The organism is Parafilimonas sp. (genome assembly GCF_051953455.1).
Lineage (GTDB): Bacteria > Bacteroidota > Bacteroidia > Chitinophagales > Chitinophagaceae > Parafilimonas.
Genome location: NZ_JBQCIT010000030.1, coordinates 57797 through 76918, shown reverse-complemented (window position 1 = coordinate 76918; position 19122 = coordinate 57797). Strand labels below are relative to the sequence as shown.

The window sequence follows — 19122 nt, the reverse complement described above, 5'->3', positions numbered from 1 at the left end:
GCCTGGTACATGCGCGGATATTCAACATAAGTAACATTATATTCCCGGCAGGCCTGTTTTATTATTTTGCTGATGGCAGGATAATGAACATGTGATATTTTAGGAAATAAATGGTGCTCAATCTGGAAATTCAGGCCGCCTACCAGCCAGGAAATAACCGGGTTTCTTGTTGCAAAATTAGCGGTTGTTTTTAGCTGGTGAATGGCCCATTCGTCATCCATTTTGCCTGAAGCTTCGTTTGGCATTGGAAATTGCGTGTGCTCCACCGTATGCGCTAATTGAAATACAATGCTTAAAATAAAACCCGCTACCAATGTCATTATTAAATAACCAATAATGGTATCGCCAACGCCCACCGTAATCATGGGAATAACAATAAAAACTGCGAGACTTACTACTTTATACAGCCAGAAATAGAAATGATCGCTTGCCGTCATTTTCTTTAAAGGCATATCGCCGATTTTACGGGTGAAATATTTTTTATAGTCAGAAAAGAATATCCAGTATATATATAGCCAGCAATAAAAAAACCAGAAATACCAATGCTGGAAACGATGAAATTTATATTTCTTCTGGGTTGAGGCCATTCTTAAAAAAGGTTTTGCGTCAATATCATCATCCACGCCATCAATGTTTGTATAAGCATGGTGAATAATATTATGTTTAACATTCCACATAAAATGGCTTCCGCCTAAAAAGCCAAGCGTTACAGCAGCCATTTTATTTAAAACAGGGCTTTTGCTGAAACTGCCGTGAGCACCATCGTGCATAATATTAAAACCTATTGATGCAACAGCGCCGCCAAGCAATATGCATTCAGCTATAGCCCACAATGTTGAAGGCGTAAAGAACACCAGGTGTATATATAATAAGATAAGTGCCGAAACTAAAATAATGGCTTTGGTCCAAAGAGCATAATTGCCTGCAGTTGATTTGCCGGTAGTTTCAAAATAATTAGCAATACGTTTTTTTAATTCAGCATGAAAGGATGGTTTTAGCTGTGCAAATTTTGGAGTAACACTCATGAGAAAACAGGCTTTTAAAAATTGAATTGCAAAAATAGTAAACTTAAGGGTTAAGATTTATGCAATATTGTCATTTAATCTGTAGCTTTTAGTTAATATAAGCGCAGAGAAAGAACCTATGCAGGTTTGCCCGATTTAAGGGAAGATTCCCTGATAATAAGTTCTGATTTTATTACTACGGTGTTGGTAAGGTTTATATTCCATAAACCTTTTAAATGATTAATGAGGCTTTGTGCCGCAACCTGCCCCATTTCAAAACCGGGATAATTTATGGTGGTGAGTTTAGGGCTTACAACTTTGCCTATACTATCGTTATTAAAACCAACGATGGCAATATCTTCCGGCACACGCACGCCTGCATCTTTCAATATCTGCATTATTACGGCTGCACAAAAATCATTGGTAATAAAGAGGCCGTCGGGCAAAGTTTTCATTGACAGGATATGTTTTGCCGAACGGGTGGCATCCTGTTCTTTAAAACCGTCAATTATCACCAGCTTTTCATCGAATTTCAATTTATTGTCAAGCAAAGCCTGTTTGTAGCCCCGCATTCTTTCGGCATACACATTTCTTTTAAGACTGGATGTAACATGCGCAATACGCCTGCAACCTTGCTGTATAAGATGGCTGGTGGCATCGTAGCCCGCCTGGAAATTATTAATAATAACTTTAGTGCTCTCGCTGTTTTCGAAAACGCGGTCGAAGAAAACAACGGGTATATTCTTACTTTGAAACTGATTAAAATGAGAAATGTCTTCTGTGTCGAATGATAGGGAGGCTATAATACCGTCAACCCGTTTATGAAAAAGGTTGCGGGCATTTGCTATTTCGAGTGCAGCATTTTCTGCCGAGTGCACAATTATAAGATTGTACTTAGCTTCAGATGCAATTTTTTCTATGCCAGCAAGCACAGAGGTAATAAAATAGCTGTTTAATTCGTGAAGAATCACGCCTATTGTATTTGTTTTTTGCAGGCGCAGGCTGCTGGCGAAAGTATTATGGCGGTAGCCTAATTTTTCGGCTAAAGCATTTACGCGTTTACGGGTAGAAGTGCTGATGGAGGGGCTGTTATTGAGCGCACGGCTTACCGTAGCCGGAGATACACCTAATTGTTTGGCAATATCGTAAATGGTAATTTCCTTTTCTGGTTTCACCCTGTATTATAAATTATTTTTTGAATCTAAAACTTTTTAAAGCAGGCAGTTAACCGCTATTTCAAAACAAATATCTTTGAAATAGCTGAAAGCGTTTAAAAATTAACCAAAGCATTTTTAAAAACAGGCTAAGATTTAATGAATACGTTTTATTTTCTAAATAACTTATCCACGGATTTTATTATGTTTCTAAAACGTGCAGCATAATCTTTTGAAAACCTGGAAAGCCATTTCAATGTTCTTTTTTTAATTACATACGTATAATAAGGTGGTTTTTCAACTTCTACCGGGTTAAATAATTCTTTAAACCTTACTAAACTATTGCTGCCGCCATAACTTATATTATAGTATGCTTTATTATCATTGTAAAAGCCATCCTGCATGGCAAAAAAATGCAGTTTGGCAGGAGGAGATTCGTTTGGATGATAGTTCGTTACCCTCAATGCGCTTGTAAAGTGGTAGAACGACTGGCTATCTTTTACAATAAAAATTGCATTTACAAGTTCGTTATCCAAATAAGCCGTGTACCAGTCGCATAAATTATATTTCCTTCCTTCTTTGTGAATGGCCTCATATATTTTAAAAGGTAAAAAACCATAACCTTTACTGTCTGATACTTCATTAAAAAGGTTCTTTATATCAACTAATTCCTTTTCCCCGGCTTTTTTATATTCAAAACCAACCCTTCCGGCCAAAACAATTTTGCGCCGGCATTGCATTTTAAAACCGGCAAGCAATTCTTTTTCGGACTTATTATAAATGTTTAATTCACTATCGTCTTTTACATGGTAAGGAAAATAAACTTTCTTCTCAAAGTCCTTATCTGTTTCTATAATGCTTATGGCAGGGGAATTAATAGGCGGCCTTATTTGCAAATGCGTATAACCAGATTTTGTTGCAAATTTTTTCAGGTTATTGATTATGGCGCCAACATCTGCATCAGTTTTTAATAATACAGGCCCGCCTTCAATAATACCCATTTTAGCCGGGTATAAGCCAATCTCGATGATGGCTGCATAAGCCACATCCTGATCTTGATGAACATATTTTATAAACCGGCTTTTTGATAAAAATGAATTGTATTCATTTGCGATGTAATAGGGAAATTGATTAAAAACTGCATCTACATTTTTTAGTTTTTCATTCCAAAGCACAGTTTCCCTCTTTGATATGGGTACCCAGGACATTGATTAAATACAAGAGTTGTGATTAAACATTTGTAACATAATAATTGAAAATAAAAAAACTTAAGTTTATTTAGCGAAAAAATTTCTAATACTCAATCGTCGTCCGCAGATAACTTAAGCTTATGACCTTTGCAATCTTTGTTTATTACATTCTTTTAGCTGTTATTGCAGCAGGAAGTTATTTTTACAGGCGTACTTACAATAAACTTACAGAAAAGAATATCCGGCTTGAGCGTAAAAATAATAAAATAGAGTTAGAATCAAAGGCTTTTAGCAGCCAAATGAATCCGCATTTTATTTATAATTCACTAAGTGCAGCCCAGTACCTGATAATGATAAATGAGAATAAAAAGGCATTTGACTATTTATCAGATTTTTCTTTGTTATTAAGACAGATGTTTGAAAATGCCAAGAAGCCTGAAGTATCGCTGGCCGATGAAATAACTTTTATAAAAAGATATATAGAGCTGGAACGGCTGCGCTTTAATGAAAGCTTCGATTATAATATTAATCTTAACAACGTTTCCGAACCTAAAAATATTTATATACCAACCATGATGATCCAGCCGCTTGTTGAAAATGCAGTGCGGCATGGCCTGGCGCCAAAAAAGCATAATGGTTTTCTGCATATTGATTTCTATTTCGATAAACTTTTAATCGTCAAAATTGATGACAACGGCCTTGGTTTAAAGCAAGACTTTCAGAGTAATCCTAATTATGAAAGGTCAGCACTTAAAATTCTTAATGAGCGCATTAAGATGATGAATGAAACCTCAGCAACAAAAGCTTATATTGGTTTTGTAGATAAAAAAGCAAATGAGGGAGAAGGCCTTTTGGTGGAATTAGGCCTGCCTGTTCAAAATATTTAGTATGATTTTGCATTCACTTAAGAAAAAATTGTTATAATTGCTTTCTATGAGAAACGTTAGAGTTGCTATTTTGGATGACGAAATGTCCAATATCGAAATACTTAAACGCGTTGTATTAAGCTGCGAAAATGTAGAAGTTGTCTGGATTGCAGACAACCTGGATGATGCATTGGTAAACATTGAGAAAGAAAAGGTGGATGTAATTTTTATGGATATACAGATGCCACCTTATACTTCTTTTGAACTATTGCCCAAAATCCCGAAAATTGATTTTGAAATAGTTTTTGTAACTGCTTACCAGGAATATGCCATACGTGCCTTAAAAATGGCCGCTATGGATTATATCTTAAAACCCATAAAATCATCTGATATAATTGCCGCCATAGAAAAAGTAAGGAATAAACAAAATAAATACGGTGAAATAAGCGGCCTTATAAAAAATTATTTTACGAACTCACCCGAAAACTTTTCAAAGATTGTAGTGCATGTAGCCGATGGGTACGATATAGTTGACATTAGCAAAATCATGTACATAGAAGCTTTGGATAGTTATTCCAAGCTAAAACTTACCGGTAATATAAGTTATGTGGCTTCAAAATCTTTAAAAGACTTTGAAGAATTGCTTACGGAAAAAGGTTTTTACCGTGTGCACAAATCTTATCTTATCAATATAAGGCATATGATAAAAATTGTTAAAGGCGTCGGCGCATCTATTATTATGACCGACGGCGCATCTGTGCCCATTTCTGCACGCAAAAAAGATGTTTTCTTCGAAGAACTTAAAGGCGTTATTTCTTTCTGATTATATAATTAGAGCAGTGTTACGAACTTGCCTTAAGGATTTGCGCCACTCATCCTCGCTATTTTACATACACTTCAATCGTACCATTTGTTGGCCTTCTGGGAGCAAGAAAACTATCTGTTTTTTTATAATATACCTGCAGCGAATCCCTTATTCTGAAAGGAAAGAAATTATTAAGTGATGGGATATATTCAAACAGAACAACATCATATTGTTTGTTTTTGATTTTATCACAATAATCATCGCATTGTTTATTGAACATGCAAACGCCAAGATGATCCCACAGCGGGTGATCTTCCCCCGTTTCAAGCTTATAACCAAACTCATAATCCAGCGGCGTTAATTCGGTCATATTTAAAACAGATGCATTATTATTTTTTAATGCATCCATTTTTTTCAATCGCTGTATGCCTGCAATAGTGGAAGGCGGCAAATATATTTTTTGAAATGATTTGAGCGAATCTATCGTTGTCCATGTGCTTTCATCTTCATAATAATTAGAATCAAGGTTAAGCATGTAAGTGTACCGGTTGATTACATTTTCGGCAGATGGTGAATTACTTTTTTGAACTGTTTCTGAAGGAAAAATGCGCATGACGATCCTGTTAATATATTGCCAGTAACCTGCCGACCACCAAAACAGAATCAATACCACCAAACCTGCGAAATAAGAAAAGCGGTTGAAGTTAATTAAGGTAATGCCAGACAAACCTGTAATAATATAGGCCAGCGCAAAGCTGTGAAAGAATATATTATTATCGGGCGGCGTATAACTTGTTACACCAAAAATTAATGCTTCGGCTAAAATGCCCAGCGTAAGCAGCAGGAAAATCATTTCATTCCTGTCAGTTAAAAAGCTGCGGTTATTTTTTATTTTGAATGCAACAATAATGGCGATTAACAGTAAATAAAATTTAATCCATTGTGAAGCGCCAAAAAGTTCACCCAGTATATCAGAAATAGAAATTCTTGCTGTGTGTGGCGGCTGGCCATGATTAAACCAATAACCAAAACTGTATTGTGTAAAAGGTAAAATTACCAGCACAGCGATGATTATATAAAGCAGGAAAAAAAGAAAAAAGTCTTTCCATTTTTTTGTTATGACGGCATTATACAAAACAAGCGCCGCCGCAACGGCAAATCCTAAAAAACCGCCATCCTGTTTGGTGAAAAACGACACAAAAAGGAAAAAGCAGCTTAAGAATAAAAAAATGTATTTCTTTTTAGTTTCGCTATTTAAAAAGCCTAATAAAAAATTCAGTCCCACGATCTGCCAAATGATAACAGAGTTATTGTACCACGGCCAAAAATTAGGAAGTATATAAGAAAGGCAGAAAACAATAATTACGGCAATTCTTACGCCATCTGAGAGGTTTAATTTTTTTAATATCCCCCTGAAAGACAGGGCACATATAAAATTTAAAAATACCTGCGCTTTTACCAGTGAAATGAGATAAGGGCCAAAAATTTTAAAGAAAATGGCAGGCACCACCCAATATCCAAACCCCATAGGCAATCCAAAATCACGGTACGGCATCTGGCCGAGATATAACCTGTAAGCGCCTTCCCAGGACAGAAAAATGTTTACCCTGTACGGGAAACTCATAAAAAGCGGAACGCAGCAAAAGATAATAATGATAAATAAATCTGAATTTCTGAGCCAGTTGTTTTGGGAGATAGAAAGATTGGATTTCATTTCATTATAAAATTATAGAAACAGTTTGAATGTCGTTTAACGTTAAAAATAACACGCATATAGGATAAAACGGAATATTCACTTAAAAGCAAAATAAAATTTTTTATACTGTTCTAATTTAGTCCCCGATATTAAAAAAAATAGCCGATATGAACTTTACATCGCGTACCCCCGAAGAGCTGAAAGCATTTGCATTGCAATATAAAGATGCGTATGCAACAGCAGATCCATTTCCCAGTATTTACTTTGACAACTTCTTTAATGAAGATGTTTTAAAGAAAGTGTTGGGGGAATTTCCTGATATGTCGAAGAATGCAGATTTTAAATATAATGATGCCAATCAGATAAAACTTGCATCAAAAGGCGAGTACAGATTTGGTGAAACCACAAGAGAGTTCATGCATTATTTAAATTCCCAGCCCTTCCTGGAATTTTTATCAGCTCTTACCGGAATTGAAAATTTAATCCCCGATCCATTTTTTGATGGCGGCGGCTGTCACCAGATTCAACCGGGCGGCATGCTTAAAATACATGCAGACTTCAACAAGCATCCAAGAACAAAGCTTGACAGAAGGCTGAATGTGTTAGTATATTTAAATGAAGATTGGAAAGAAGAATATGGCGGCCAGTTTGAATTGTGGGACCTTGATATGAAGGAATGCCGCAAATCAATCCTGCCCATATTTAACAGGATGGCAATGTTTTCAACCACCAGCACCTCATGGCATGGTAATCCAAATGTGGTAAAATGCCCCGAAGGCAGGTCAAGAAAATCACTTGCTTTATATTATTATACAAATGGAAGGCCGGTAGAAGAAACCGCTGTTAGCGATGCTGACCATAATACCATTTTTAAATACAGAAAAGAAGATAAAAAAGCCCGTGTAATGACCTCTTTAAAAGAAGCCATTAAGTTGTTTACACCACCTATTTTATTACAGGGGTTAAATAAATCAAAAAACTAACTCTTTTAATTAAATGCGAGTTTTATATCCGGAGGCCACTGAGAAAAAAATCTCAAACCTTCTTACCCTGAAAGGAAAAGACATAGTTATTGTTGGCTTACAACCATGGTATTACCATGTGGGAAGCAACTGTAAAGACATTGCTTCAAGGCTTGCCGAGCATAACAGGGTTTTATATGTGAATAAGCCATTGAACCGCAAAACCTGGGTTTCAAAAACCAAAGATGAAGGCGTTCAGCTGCATTACGACCTTGTTAAGGAAAACGGCAATAAGTTGGAAAAGATAAGAAAGAATATGTGGCAGTTTTTCCCGGCATCTGTTATAGAATCTATTAACTGGCTGCCATCCACATCCGTTTTTAAAAAGGTGAACTATCTTAATAACAAGCGTTTTGCCAAGGATATAGAAAGCGCAATTAAAGAACTCGGTTTTAAAGATATAATCCTCTTTAACGATAATGATATTTTTAACGGCTACTACCTTAAAGAGTTGTTATCACCTTCTTTATATGTTTATTACTGCCGCGATTATTTAAGAGGTTATGATTACTGGAAAAAACATTGTGATACGTTAGAACCCGAACTTATTGAAAAATCAGATGTAGTTGTTACCAATTCAGAATATTACGCTAATTACTGTAGTGGTTACAATGCATCTTCCTACTATATTGGGCAAGGCTGCAATACCAGGCTTTTTAATGCAGATGCTGCGTATGAAATGCCCGTTGATTTAAAGAATATTCCGTACCCTATCATAGGTTATACCGGTGTTCTTGATATTGAGAGGCTTGACGAGAATATTATTGCGGCCATTGCCCAACGATATACCAATGCAAATATTGTTTTGGTGGGGCCGGAGCAGGAAAATTTTGTAAAATCTAGCCTGCACAACTACAGCAATATCCATTTCCTGGGAAGAAAGAATTTGCAGGAATTACCGGCTTATGTAAAGGCTTTCGACGTTTGCATTAATCCGCAGGTAAAGAATGAAATCACTAAGGGAAATTATCCTTTAAAAATTGATGAATATCTCTCCATGGGTAAGCCTGTTGTGGCAACGCGAACAGAAGCCATGCGCATGTTTGAACCATTCACTTACCTGTCAGATACTTCTGCTCAATTTGCTGATCTTATTGAAAAAGCGCTTACAGAAGACAGCAATAAATTAAGAACTGAAAGAATTGTTTTCGCGGGATCGCATACGTGGGAAAAATCTGTTGAAAAATTAAGCGCTATCATTAATAAATACTTAAGCTAATTATAATGGTTACGTCAGGTTCCATAGCAAATAACAAATCTATCTCACATTATTTAAGCCTGCTTCGTCCAAAGCACTGGATTAAGAACTCTTTTATTTTTCTTCCATTATTTTTCTCAGGCGAAGTATTCAATGTTCAAAAACTGCTGTTGTGTTTTGCAGGGTTTATTGCCTTCTCCTTTATTGCCAGCGCGGTGTATGTAATTAATGATTACATGGATATTGAAGCTGATAAAAAACACCCGGTAAAATGCACAAGACCGCTGGCTTCCGGCGCTGTATCTAAAAAAGCAGCTATTGCGTTATTCATAAGTTGTGTAGTGCTGGGTATTGCAATAGCAGCACTTGTAAAAGATAAGTTTCTGTTTGTTTTAATGCTGTATTTTATAATGAACCTCGGTTATTCCCTTGGTCTTAAAAATATTTCAGTGCTTGATATAGTATTGGTGGCAATGGGTTTCGTATTGAGAATTAAAGCAGGCGGCGTAATTGCAGTAATCGGTATATCACAATGGTTAATGATAATGGTATTTTTACTTGCCATGTTTATGGCCATTGCAAAACGCAGGGATGATGTGCTAATTAAACTTGATTCAGGGCTTGATATGCGCAAAGCTATTAAAGGCTATAATCTCGAATTTTTAAATGCTATGCTTTCATTGTTTACGGGCATCATTATCATAGCGTATATCATGTACACTATTTCACCCGAAGTAATGCAGCACTGGAACACCTACAGGCTTTATTATACATCTTTATTTGTGATTGTTGGGCTGATGCGTTACCTGCAAATAACATTTATTGAAAAAGACAGCGGCTCGCCAACAGACCTGTTGTATAAAGACAAATTTCTGCAGATAACACTTGTGTTATGGATTGTAAGTTTTTACCTGATAATTTATTTACCCGACATCTCAATATTTAAGTAATGGCGCAAAAGAACATAGCAAACTGGGGAAATTATCCTGTTGTGGAAAGCAATGAACACAGCTTTAGTTTTAATGAGCAGTTGGAACAACTGGTAGAGAAAAGCGATCAATTTATTCCGCGTGGAAATGGCCGTTGTTATGGTGATGCTTCATTGGCAAAGGAAACAATCAGCACTTTAAAATATGATAAGGTACTTTCTTTTGATACAGTAAATGGTATATTGGAATGCCAGAGCGGGCTTACATTAGATAAAATATTAGAAATAGTTGTTCCCAAAGGCTGGTTTCTGCCCGTAACGCCAGGCACAAAATTCATTACCGTTGGTGGTGCTGTGGGCAGCGATGTGCATGGGAAGAACCATCATGTTGACGGTTCTTTTTCAAATCATATAGTTGAAATGCAGTTAATACTGGCCGATAGTTCAACTATTGTTTGCTCTCCTGAAAAAAATACAGATCTTTTTGAAGCTACCTGTGGCGGCATGGGTTTAACAGGTTTAATAACAAAGGTTAAATTCAGGCTGAAGAAGATTGAAACATCTTACATAAAACAAAAACAAATAAAGGCTGAAAGCCTTGATGATATTATTCGTTTGTTTGAAGAATATAAGCATTATACTTATTCTGTGGCCTGGATTGATTGTTTAAAGACAGGAGAACACTTTGGCAGAAGTATTCTTATTTTGGGTGAGCATGCAAAACTGGAAGACCTGCCTGAAAAATTAAAATCGGATCCATTAAAACTTCCTGCAAAAAAAAGCATCCCCTTTCCCATCAATCTTCCTTCATGGGTACTGAACAGCCTTACTGTAAAGCTTTTCAATTTTTTATACTACGGTAAAAATTTTAAGAAAGAAATTAATAATGTAGTTAGTTATGAACCTTTCTTTTACCCGCTCGATGCCATATTGAACTGGAACCGCGGTTATGGAAAAAAAGGTTTTGTGCAATACCAGTTTGTGCTGCCGCTTGAAGCAAAGCAGGGCCTGGTAGAAATATTGCAGCGCATCAGTAATAAAGGATTGGGGTCTTTTCTTGCCGTGTTAAAAGTATTTGGCCGGCAGGACAGTATAATCTCATTTCCAAAGGAAGGTTATACGCTGGCGCTTGATTTTCCTGTGCGGAAAGGTTTATTTGAATTTCTAGATGAGCTCGACCAGGTGGTATTGCAATATGGCGGCCGTTTATATATGAGCAAGGATGCCCGCATGAAGCCCGAAGTGTTGAGGGCGGGCTATCCGAAATTAAGCGAATTCAAAAAGATTGTAAATAAATATAACCCTACAAATAAAATACGTTCTGTTCAATCAGACAGGTTGGAATTAACTACATAATTTAAAGCAGCTTTAGTTCTGCTTTATTGCACAGGAAGCATCAATTCAAATGGCAAATGCCCTATATTCATTAGCCGATAAATAAATAAAAGAAGACGGACAGCGTAAATTATTATGTCAACAGTTTTAATATTAGGAGCCACATCAGACATGGCCGTAGCCATTGCCCGCAAAATGGCCGCGAAAGGAAATGATGTTCAGCTTGCGGCGCGTAATGCAGCACGCCTGCAGGCTTTACAGTCTGATATCTCTATAAGGTATGGTGTGAATTGTACAATACATGAATTTGATGCAACAGATTTTGCAACACATTCATCGTTTTATTTGTCTTTATCCCCAAAGCCTGATATTGTTATTTGTGTGTTTGGTTATATGAGCGATACGCTGTCTGCCGGCAAAAACTGGGATGAGAGTTTAAAGATGATTAATAGCAACTATACCGGCGCTGTTTCTGTTTTAAATATTATAGCAGAAGATTTTGCTGAGCGGAACAGTGGCACTATTGTGGGTATAAGTTCTGTGGCGGGAGAGCGGGGAAGGCAAAGCAATTATATTTATGGCAGCGCAAAGGCTGGTTTTACGGCCTACTTATCCGGATTGAGGAACCGCCTGTATAAACATAAAGTTCATGTAATAAGTGTTTTGCCGGGCTTTGTAAATACAAAAATGACGGCTGAATTAAAATTGCCGCCATTGCTTACGGCCAATACAGAACAGGTAGCCGCCGCTGTGGAAAAAGCCATAAGAAAAAAACAAAACGTTGTTTATGTAAAATGGTTTTGGAAATGGATAATGTTGATTATAAAATCAATTCCTGAAAATATATTTAAGAAAAAGAATCTATGATCTCTGACGATTTAAAAATGCAAACTACGGATATAGCTTTCTTTGACTTTGACGGAACTATCACTTCAAAAGATTCCCTTGCCGAAGTATTAAAGTTTATTAAAGGAAAATTCAGCTATTATACAGGCATTCTTATTTTATCTCCCATAATTATTGCTTATAAAATAGGATTGATTTCCAATCACAATGCCAAAGAAATTTTGCTGGTATACTTTTTAAAAAATTTCGACGAGAAGAAGTTCAATGCACTTTGCGCTGAGTTTACTGAGAAAAAATTACCTGAAATACTGAATAAAAGCGCTTTGCTTGAAATAAGAAAACATCTTCAGCATAATACGCCGGTTGTTGTAATTTCTGCTTCCGCAGAAAACTGGGTGGCTCCCTGGTGTTCCAGATATAATATTTCCTGCATTGCCACCAGGCTACAGGTAAAAGAAGGAAAGCTTACCGGTAAAATTGAAGGCCGCAATTGCTCTGGTAAAGAGAAGGTAAATCATATAAAGAAAAATTACAAGCTTTCAACATATAAGAGAATTTATGCTTACGGTGATTCTCCCGACGATCTTCCAATGATTGCATTGGCCACAGAGAAAAATTATAAACCATTCAGAAGGTATTCTTACTAAAACCTGTTAAAGCGCATTATTTTTTAGGAGCACAGTTGCTAATCCAATTAACTGCTTTATCCACTTTTATATTGCCTGAATTGTTGCAGATAATATTTCCTTTTGCATAACTATCAACTGTACGGTAAACCCGTATAGCGTAGTCAGTATTTTTTCCTATCTTATTATTCAATATAAAAAACTGCGTGGCTTCAGCCGGGTCTGTAGGTCTTGTATCAACCATAATGCCGGCCATGCCGCCAACCGTCTTATCGCCTAGTTCGCCGCTGTTATTTATAATATTATCTCTTATTAAAATTTGGCCGCTCCCCAGGCAAAGTATGCCCAGTGCATAAGTGTGGTTTATTTTGTTATTGTAAACTTTGGCTTGCGTATAACCGCCAAGGCTAATGCCGTTGCCCTGCGATGTATTAAATTCAAAACCGCAATTTGTAACGGTGTTATTGAATATCTCATTGAGCATGCCTGAGCCACAGGATAATTGTATGCCTGAACGGTTGGTGCTGTCAATAATATTGTTATACACTTTTATGTTGCCAAGGCGCAATGGTTTTGGGTTAATGGTTTTTCCATTGCATGCAATTTGCCTTAAACCATTTGGATCCGTTGAACCAAGGTACATGCCTTCCTGGTTCATCTTTATAATTTTATTATTGTGAATATAAATATTGTTGATCGTCCAGTTTGGATATTGCAGGGAATCAATGCAGTTTCCTTCTTCTTTTACCCAGAGGCCATATGTTTTTTTATAAATAAAAAAATGCTGCACTTCTATAAATGACGATCTTCCATGAATATCTATTCCCACACCGTTTGACGCAGGGTCTTCAATCCTGAATCCATATTGTTCTTTGGAAGAGCCTGTGCCTGTAATATTAATGTAATTGCAATTGTCAAGCGCCATTCCATTACTCAGGGTTACCTGCCCGCCTTCATTGATAATTGTAAGCGGGCAATTTTCCGTGCCACGAAAATTACCTATTGAAAAATAAGAATAAGGATTGTTGGAAGCTTTAAGTACCAGCGTGTCGCCGGGTTTATAGAAGAACGAATTACCGTCCAGGTAAACACCATTGTCATTTCCTTTTCTTATATAAATTTTTTTACCGCGGCAGGCAGGTTTTTTTAATGTTATTTTTCGCCAGTTTGAATCTGTAACTGTCCAATCTGCTGCAGGCAAATTTTGGTTTAGATGCTGTGGTGGATGTTGTTCAAAATAATTGGTACATAAAATGCATAACAGTAAAATAAAAGGGTTGCTCATAAATTCTTTTTGTTTCGGTTGACGTTCACTGAATTATTCAATTTGTTAAACCAGCTTTTCACTCTTGAAGGTAAATCATAATCATTAATATGCCGCTGAAGCGTCCTGAAAAATTCTTTGCCTTTTATGCCTAAAAAATTGAACAGGTAATGATCTTTATTAATGATGGCAAGCCTGCCATATTCTGTATAGTTTTGTTTTTTAGCCCCGAATGCTTTTGTGATATTTTCCCAGTCTTCTTTAGGATCAACTCCTATTTTCTGGTATAGTTCACCACCACCAACAGGTTGTGTATGTTCCATGGTAACACAATCGAAAACAATAAGCTTCTCTTCCGGGTAATCCAGGATTTTTGACCAAACGGAATCTACGCCCCAACTTGATTTATTGCCTGTGAAACTAGGTAAACATTTTACCAGCGCATCGGCCTTAAATAAAGGCGCCATCACTTCAATTTGCCCAACAAAGCGGCAAAAACTATCATCCTGTGTTTTAAACATTGGCCAACTGCAGTAAGAGTTTTTTGAAAGGCTGGCCTGGCTTATCCAGCTATCAAACACGGCGCTTAAGGCAAACATTTTATTTATATGCTGCGTATCAATTTTAATGTCATCATCTAAAAAATAGAAATAATCATATTGCTGTAACCATGCAGGCTGCACTTCAGTAAATAATGTATGCAGCATGTGGTATTTAAAACCTTTTAAATGAAAAAAGTAATCGGCATCTTTATATAAGCCGGGATCGTTAATTTCCTCATGATAAAAAAGCAGGCACAAGTCAAAATTTTTTATTTCTTTTTGATTAAGCCAATGCTTATAAAACATATCCGATTTATTTCCACATGGTGCTATAACAATGTTTTTCATTCGTGCGCGTTTGTTTTTTCAATGGTTTCATGGAACCTCGCTATTTGCACTCTCTTATATGAGAAAAAATTAATAATGCTCGGTTTCATTCGTACAAATTTGCTTTTTAAATGGTCTTAGACCTGTCCAGACCTTGCTTCGGGAGAACGCCCTGCCGTTCATTTTTACCCGTGTGTAAAATACATTTTAAACAGGCGTTTCATTACCTGAAAATTGCTTTTGCGTCAGTTAATTTACGTTAAACAAAAAATATAACTATTTCGCCGTCAATTTAGGTTTAATTCTTATGCGATATATGTTTTTGAACTAAGTTTGAACAGTTTTTTATCTGTACCATTACTTAAAAGAATTTAATATCCGACACTTGAAACGTTATTTTTCCTCCTACTGGATACGCTCTGGTTTTTATAGTATTCTGCAACGGTTTTCACTCACTTTTTTCGGGCTAATAAACTTTATAATATTGGCGCGTACATTAAGCACTGCAGAAATGGGTACATGGGCATTGTTTTTAACTGTTACTTCCGTTTTTGAAGTAACCAAAAGCGGGCTTCTAAAAAATGCGCATGTAAAATATGTAAGCGGCAGCAAAGACTTGAATGAAAGAATATCTATTGCATCATCATCGTTCCTGATTAATATATTAATAACATTAATTTTTATAGTTTTCCTTATCTTTTTTTCCGACTGGATGAGTACCGTGCTTAATGCCGGCGCTGGCCTTTCTGCCACCTTATATTGGTTTATACCCGGCTTGATCTGTATGGTATTTTTTTCTCATTTTGAAGCAATACAGCAATCGCATCTTGATTTTAAAGGCGTGCTTGTTGGCTACCTGGTGAGGCAGGCGCTTTTTTTCCTGTGTTTAACTATTCATTTTTTAACCGGCAAACCTTTTTTGCTGCCACATCTTGCGGCCTATTTATCATTAAGTATTTTGGCCGGATCTATAGTTCTTTATATATATAGCAGAAAATACCTGCATCATAATTTCAGGCCTGAAAAGATATCTATCAAGAAGATTTTTGGGTATGGCGGGTATATTTTTGGATCAGGCGTTATGTCAAATATTTTTTCAAATGTTGACCAGGTGATGACTGCTGCTTTTATATCAAACAGCGCTGTTGCATTTTATAATACAGCTTCAAAAATTAATGGCCTGGTTGATATTCCTTCTTATGCTGCCGCCGATATTATTTTTCCAAAAATATCAAAAGCTTCTTCTGACGGTGATGGTGGCAATAAGGTAAAATATCTTTATGAACGAATGGTGGGCGTACTGCTTTCTTTTACCACGCCTGCAGCTATATTTATTATTATTTTTCCAAAGTTTGTCATCACTTTAATTGCCAGCGCCAAGTATGTTGAGGCTGCGCCCATTCTGCAATTGTATATGATTACAGGTTTAATGCGGCCTATGCAAAACCAGGCTGCCAACCTGCTCAATTCTGTTGGTAAGCCATCCTTATGTTTCCTAATTAACACAGTTTCGCTTGCAATCAACCTGGTTATTTCTTATGTCTGTTTAAAAACTTTTGGCTTTTATGGCGCTGCAATTGCCACTTTAATTGCCGGCGGAATTGGATTTACAATATGGTATTTTGTGATGAAGAAAGAAATACAGTTACAATTTTCTAATGTGTTAAAATATGTTTTTTCTACTTATAGGGATATGTATGTAAACGCCATTAATATTTATCGCGGAAGAAGTTTGTCATCATAACATCAGCAATGAAAATAGCATTTCTCATATTGGCGCATAAAAACCCGAAGCAACTGCAAATGCTTTTGAATGCATTGCAGTATCCAGCTTTTCATTTTTATATCCATATTGATAAAAAAGTAAACGCTGAACCTTTTCATTATTTATCATCTCGGTTCAGTAATGTTTCTTTCATTAAGAAAAGGGCTAAAATTTATTGGGCTGCATTCGGCACCATACAAGCTACATTAAATGGATTTAATGAAATACCGCTGGATGATTATGATTATGTAAACGTAATTTCTGCTCAGGATTTTCCGCTCAGGCCTGCTGATGAAATTTATGAGTATATCTTAAAAAGAAAAGGCACTGAATTTATAACCTGCGAATCTATAGAAGATGAATGGCCCGTTGCACCAAGAGTAAAAAAATATCATCTTATTAACTGGCACATCCCCGGTAAATACAGGCTTGGAAATTTTCTCACATATATTTTACCGGAAAGAAAATTTCCCGTCAATCATGAGATAGTTGGCCGGGCAAATTGGTTTACCCTTACAACAAAAGCAATTAAATACAGCCTTTCTTTTTTAAAAGAAAATCCCGCTGTAATAAGATATTATAAATATTGCTGGGGTGCAGATGAATTTATATTTTCAACCATTCTGTACAATTCTTCATTCAAAAACAATATTGCACAAAACCTTGTATATGTGAAATGGAGCGCAGACACAACGATTGCTCATCCGCAAATGCTTACCGTTGATGATTTTAATGAACTTATTAATTCTTCAAAATTATTTGCCAGGAAGTTTGATATGGAAGCAGATTTCTTAATTTTAAAAAAACTTGAAGAATATATTGGTATAGCAGGAACAACTGTTTAACAGAAATTATATGCAGTTTTTAAAACAATTCCTTTTTTTTCTTGTTGTTATTTCTATTATAAGTTTTATTGATTCTTACTATTTAGGCGCAGGCATTACAGGAATAGATGACGGAAATATTTTTCTGAACTATGCCCACCACCTGGCACATGGTGATGGATTTGTGTTTAATACAAACGGCGAGCATGTTGAAGGGTTTACTTCCTTTCTTTGGGTTATAATATGCGCCGGTGCATATTTAATTACTGCCAACCCCGAGCTGCTACTCATTTGTTTTTCGCTGTTGCTTACCACGCTTGTGTTTACAAATATTTACCGCGCCATTTATAAAGATGTTGCAATATTATATCCTTCTTTTTCAAAATATTTTTTCTGGCTATATACTGCATTTATCATTACAATAGGTCCTTCGTTTATAGCGTGGAGCGTACTGAGTTTAATGGAAAATGCTTTATGGAATTTTGCTTTCAGCCTGCTGCTTATACTTGTTTTGTCAACGGTTGAAGCGGGCAGCGTTTCTTTTAAAACAAAATCAGCATTAATAATATCGGGCTGCCTGCTTTCACTTATAAGGCCAGAAGCGTTGGCATGGAACCTTGTTTTTACGGTTATATTGTGTTATACATTTATTCAAAATAAGCGAAGATTATTTTTCCCCTTATTGTATTTTGTGAGCTTTGCTGTAATTGAAATTTGCCTCACCCTGTTCAGGCTTCATTATTTCGGCTACAGGTTTCCCAATACTTATTATGCGAAGATTTCCCCGGACAGGCTTTATAACTTAACAGAGGGCGCTAAATATGCATTAAGCTTTATTACAGGTTACCAGCCGGTAATTAGTTTTCTTTTTGTGCTGATGACAATTGTGTTATTGTATGCAGTATTCAAATTAAAAATATTATTTAAACAGAAAGATGATAAGCTCGCCAATAGTTCAATCGTAAAGAAGTTTGCCATTGTTACCGTTATAATATGGATTGGATTTTTGTTGCCTTGTACAACGGGTGGAGATCATTTTGGAGGCTTTAGGTTTTACCAGCATTTGCTGCCTTTGTTTGCATGGGGCATTGTTGTTATGCTATGGGTTTATAAATATTACAGGAATAGTAATAGAAATATAAGCGTTATAGGTTTTGCAACGGTAATTATTTTTTTGTTGGTTATTGCGCTTAATAACCTGGCAGAATTGAAGTCGCCTGCAAAAACACAAATGAATTTTGAATTTTTATTGGCTAGGCAAGACAGGGAACTCGCCGCTCACCTCAATAAAACATTTTCAATTAAGCCTTCTGTTGGAAAAATTGCCATAGGAGGTTTTGGCCTGATATACGAAGGTGAAACCGTTGACCTGATGGGCTTAAATAATATAGCAATGGGTCACAGCCCCGGCGACAGGAAAGGAATAAAAAATCATGCTGCTTTTAATAAGGATATTTTTTATACACTGAAGCCGGATGTTTTATTGCCCCAGGCTGTAACGGATTTAAATGAAGCACACATTGTTTATTTTGGATTGATTGATGCAAACAATTTTGATAACCAGGCAATGAAGAATATTTTTAATGATGCTGCTTTTCAAAAGCTATATCTTCCTGTTTATTTATATGATATAAAAAATAATACCGGCTATTTTTTATTTGCCGGTATTGATTTTATTGATCGTTTAAAAAATAATGCTGATTTTATAATCAGCATTATTAATTCCTAAA

General features: G+C 36.2%; 17 protein-coding genes. 11 read left to right on the top strand and 6 right to left on the bottom strand.

The annotated features are described in order from the left end of the window. The 3 genes from ACTHN6_RS11755 to ACTHN6_RS11745 form a co-directional block, all read right to left on the bottom strand. A partial coding sequence (locus ACTHN6_RS11755) for a fatty acid desaturase family protein (protein ID WP_440435955.1) occupies positions 1 to 1025 on the bottom strand: 1025 nt, incomplete at its 3' end. Between the two features lie 116 nt (positions 1026 to 1141). After that, a complete protein-coding gene (locus tag ACTHN6_RS11750; protein WP_440435954.1) occupies positions 1142 to 2179 on the bottom strand; it encodes a LacI family DNA-binding transcriptional regulator in 1038 nt (345 codons plus the stop codon). Positions 2180 to 2328: 149 nt separating this feature from the next. Beyond that, positions 2329 to 3366, bottom strand: a complete 1038-nt coding sequence (locus ACTHN6_RS11745; protein ID WP_440435953.1) for a hypothetical protein — start codon at positions 3364 to 3366, stop codon at positions 2329 to 2331. 122 nt (positions 3367 to 3488) lie between these two features. On the opposite strand from ACTHN6_RS11745, the gene ACTHN6_RS11740 reads away from it, so the two are divergent. Next, positions 3489 to 4235 (top strand): sensor histidine kinase, encoded by a 747-nt coding sequence (locus ACTHN6_RS11740; RefSeq protein WP_440435952.1) that lies wholly within the window; start codon positions 3489 to 3491, stop codon positions 4233 to 4235. Positions 4236 to 4281: 46 nt separating this feature from the next. Next, a complete protein-coding gene (locus tag ACTHN6_RS11735; RefSeq protein ID WP_090657022.1) occupies positions 4282 to 5037 on the top strand; it encodes a LytR/AlgR family response regulator transcription factor in 756 nt (251 codons plus the stop codon). Between the two features lie 58 nt (positions 5038 to 5095). Here the strand turns inward: ACTHN6_RS11735 and ACTHN6_RS11730 are convergent, their stop codons facing one another. Then, a complete protein-coding gene (locus ACTHN6_RS11730) occupies positions 5096 to 6733 on the bottom strand; it encodes a hypothetical protein (protein ID WP_440435951.1) in 1638 nt (545 codons plus the stop codon). A gap of 149 nt (positions 6734 to 6882) precedes the next feature. Here ACTHN6_RS11730 and ACTHN6_RS11725 point away from each other — a divergent pair, with 149 nt between their 5' ends. The 6 genes from ACTHN6_RS11725 to ACTHN6_RS11700 all read left to right on the top strand — a co-directional run bounded on the left by ACTHN6_RS11725 (position 6883) and on the right by ACTHN6_RS11700 (position 12691). Beyond that, complete coding sequence (locus tag ACTHN6_RS11725; RefSeq protein WP_440435950.1) at positions 6883 to 7698, top strand: 2OG-Fe(II) oxygenase; 816 nt, start codon at positions 6883 to 6885, stop codon at positions 7696 to 7698. Between the two features lie 13 nt (positions 7699 to 7711). Further along, the gene (locus ACTHN6_RS11720) at positions 7712 to 8956 is read left to right on the top strand and encodes a glycosyltransferase (RefSeq protein WP_440435949.1); all 1245 of its coding nucleotides are present in this window, start codon (positions 7712 to 7714) and stop codon (positions 8954 to 8956) included. 5 nt (positions 8957 to 8961) lie between these two features. Continuing rightward, complete coding sequence (locus tag ACTHN6_RS11715; RefSeq protein ID WP_440435948.1) at positions 8962 to 9885, top strand: UbiA prenyltransferase family protein; 924 nt, start codon at positions 8962 to 8964, stop codon at positions 9883 to 9885. Next, the gene (locus ACTHN6_RS11710; RefSeq protein WP_440435947.1) at positions 9885 to 11219 is read left to right on the top strand and encodes an FAD-binding protein; all 1335 of its coding nucleotides are present in this window, start codon (positions 9885 to 9887) and stop codon (positions 11217 to 11219) included. Before ACTHN6_RS11715 ends, ACTHN6_RS11710 begins: the two co-directional genes overlap by 1 nt. Positions 11220 to 11333: 114 nt before the next feature. Further along, positions 11334 to 12065, top strand: coding sequence for an SDR family oxidoreductase (locus ACTHN6_RS11705; RefSeq protein ID WP_440435946.1), 732 nt, complete (start codon positions 11334 to 11336; stop codon positions 12063 to 12065). Beyond that, positions 12062 to 12691 carry an HAD-IB family hydrolase gene (locus ACTHN6_RS11700; RefSeq protein WP_440435945.1) on the top strand — a complete coding sequence of 210 codons (630 nt, stop codon included), beginning with the start codon at positions 12062 to 12064 and terminating at the stop codon, positions 12689 to 12691. The genes ACTHN6_RS11705 and ACTHN6_RS11700 overlap by 4 nt, the downstream gene beginning before the upstream one ends. 16 nt (positions 12692 to 12707) lie before the next feature. Here ACTHN6_RS11700 and ACTHN6_RS11695 read toward each other — a convergent pair whose 3' ends face one another. Then, positions 12708 to 13955 (bottom strand): right-handed parallel beta-helix repeat-containing protein, encoded by a 1248-nt coding sequence (locus tag ACTHN6_RS11695; RefSeq protein WP_440435944.1) that lies wholly within the window; start codon positions 13953 to 13955, stop codon positions 12708 to 12710. Beyond that, positions 13952 to 14824, bottom strand: coding sequence for a hypothetical protein (locus tag ACTHN6_RS11690; RefSeq protein WP_440435943.1), 873 nt, complete (start codon positions 14822 to 14824; stop codon positions 13952 to 13954). The genes ACTHN6_RS11695 and ACTHN6_RS11690 overlap by 4 nt, the downstream gene beginning before the upstream one ends. A 364-nt stretch (positions 14825 to 15188) precedes the next feature. On the opposite strand from ACTHN6_RS11690, the gene ACTHN6_RS11685 reads away from it, so the two are divergent. From ACTHN6_RS11685 to ACTHN6_RS11675, 3 genes are read left to right on the top strand one after another with little or no spacing between them, the layout of a single operon-like run. Continuing rightward, on the top strand, positions 15189 to 16547 hold the full coding sequence (locus ACTHN6_RS11685) for a flippase (protein WP_440435942.1): 1359 nt from the start codon (positions 15189 to 15191) through the stop codon (positions 16545 to 16547). Between the two features lie 8 nt (positions 16548 to 16555). After that, entirely contained in the window at positions 16556 to 17413 is an 858-nt protein-coding gene (locus tag ACTHN6_RS11680) for a beta-1,6-N-acetylglucosaminyltransferase (RefSeq protein ID WP_440435941.1), read from the top strand. Between the two features lie 10 nt (positions 17414 to 17423). Then, complete coding sequence (locus ACTHN6_RS11675; RefSeq protein WP_440435940.1) at positions 17424 to 19121, top strand: hypothetical protein; 1698 nt, start codon at positions 17424 to 17426, stop codon at positions 19119 to 19121. Position 19122: the final 1 nt, after the last annotated feature.

Excerpts from the sequence above, each read along its gene's own strand:
- ACTHN6_RS11675 (WP_440435940.1), top strand. The coding sequence starts at position 17,424 with ATGCAGTTTTTAAAACAATTCCTTTTTTTTCTTGTTGTTATTTCTATT.
- ACTHN6_RS11715 (WP_440435948.1), top strand. The coding sequence starts at position 8,962 with ATGGTTACGTCAGGTTCCATAGCAAATAACAAATCTATCTCACATTAT.
- ACTHN6_RS11720 (WP_440435949.1), top strand. The coding sequence starts at position 7,712 with ATGCGAGTTTTATATCCGGAGGCCACTGAGAAAAAAATCTCAAACCTT.
- ACTHN6_RS11725 (WP_440435950.1), top strand. The coding sequence starts at position 6,883 with ATGAACTTTACATCGCGTACCCCCGAAGAGCTGAAAGCATTTGCATTG.
- ACTHN6_RS11730 (WP_440435951.1), bottom strand. The coding sequence starts at position 6,733 with ATGAAATCCAATCTTTCTATCTCCCAAAACAACTGGCTCAGAAATTCA.
- ACTHN6_RS11680 (WP_440435941.1), top strand. The coding sequence starts at position 16,556 with ATGAAAATAGCATTTCTCATATTGGCGCATAAAAACCCGAAGCAACTG.
- ACTHN6_RS11710 (WP_440435947.1), top strand. The coding sequence starts at position 9,885 with ATGGCGCAAAAGAACATAGCAAACTGGGGAAATTATCCTGTTGTGGAA.
- ACTHN6_RS11740 (WP_440435952.1), top strand. The coding sequence starts at position 3,489 with ATGACCTTTGCAATCTTTGTTTATTACATTCTTTTAGCTGTTATTGCA.
- ACTHN6_RS11700 (WP_440435945.1), top strand. The coding sequence starts at position 12,062 with ATGATCTCTGACGATTTAAAAATGCAAACTACGGATATAGCTTTCTTT.
- ACTHN6_RS11735 (WP_090657022.1), top strand. The coding sequence starts at position 4,282 with ATGAGAAACGTTAGAGTTGCTATTTTGGATGACGAAATGTCCAATATC.
- ACTHN6_RS11695 (WP_440435944.1), bottom strand. The coding sequence starts at position 13,955 with ATGAGCAACCCTTTTATTTTACTGTTATGCATTTTATGTACCAATTAT.
- ACTHN6_RS11745 (WP_440435953.1), bottom strand. The coding sequence starts at position 3,366 with ATGTCCTGGGTACCCATATCAAAGAGGGAAACTGTGCTTTGGAATGAA.
- ACTHN6_RS11690 (WP_440435943.1), bottom strand. The coding sequence starts at position 14,824 with ATGAAAAACATTGTTATAGCACCATGTGGAAATAAATCGGATATGTTT.
- ACTHN6_RS11705 (WP_440435946.1), top strand. The coding sequence starts at position 11,334 with ATGTCAACAGTTTTAATATTAGGAGCCACATCAGACATGGCCGTAGCC.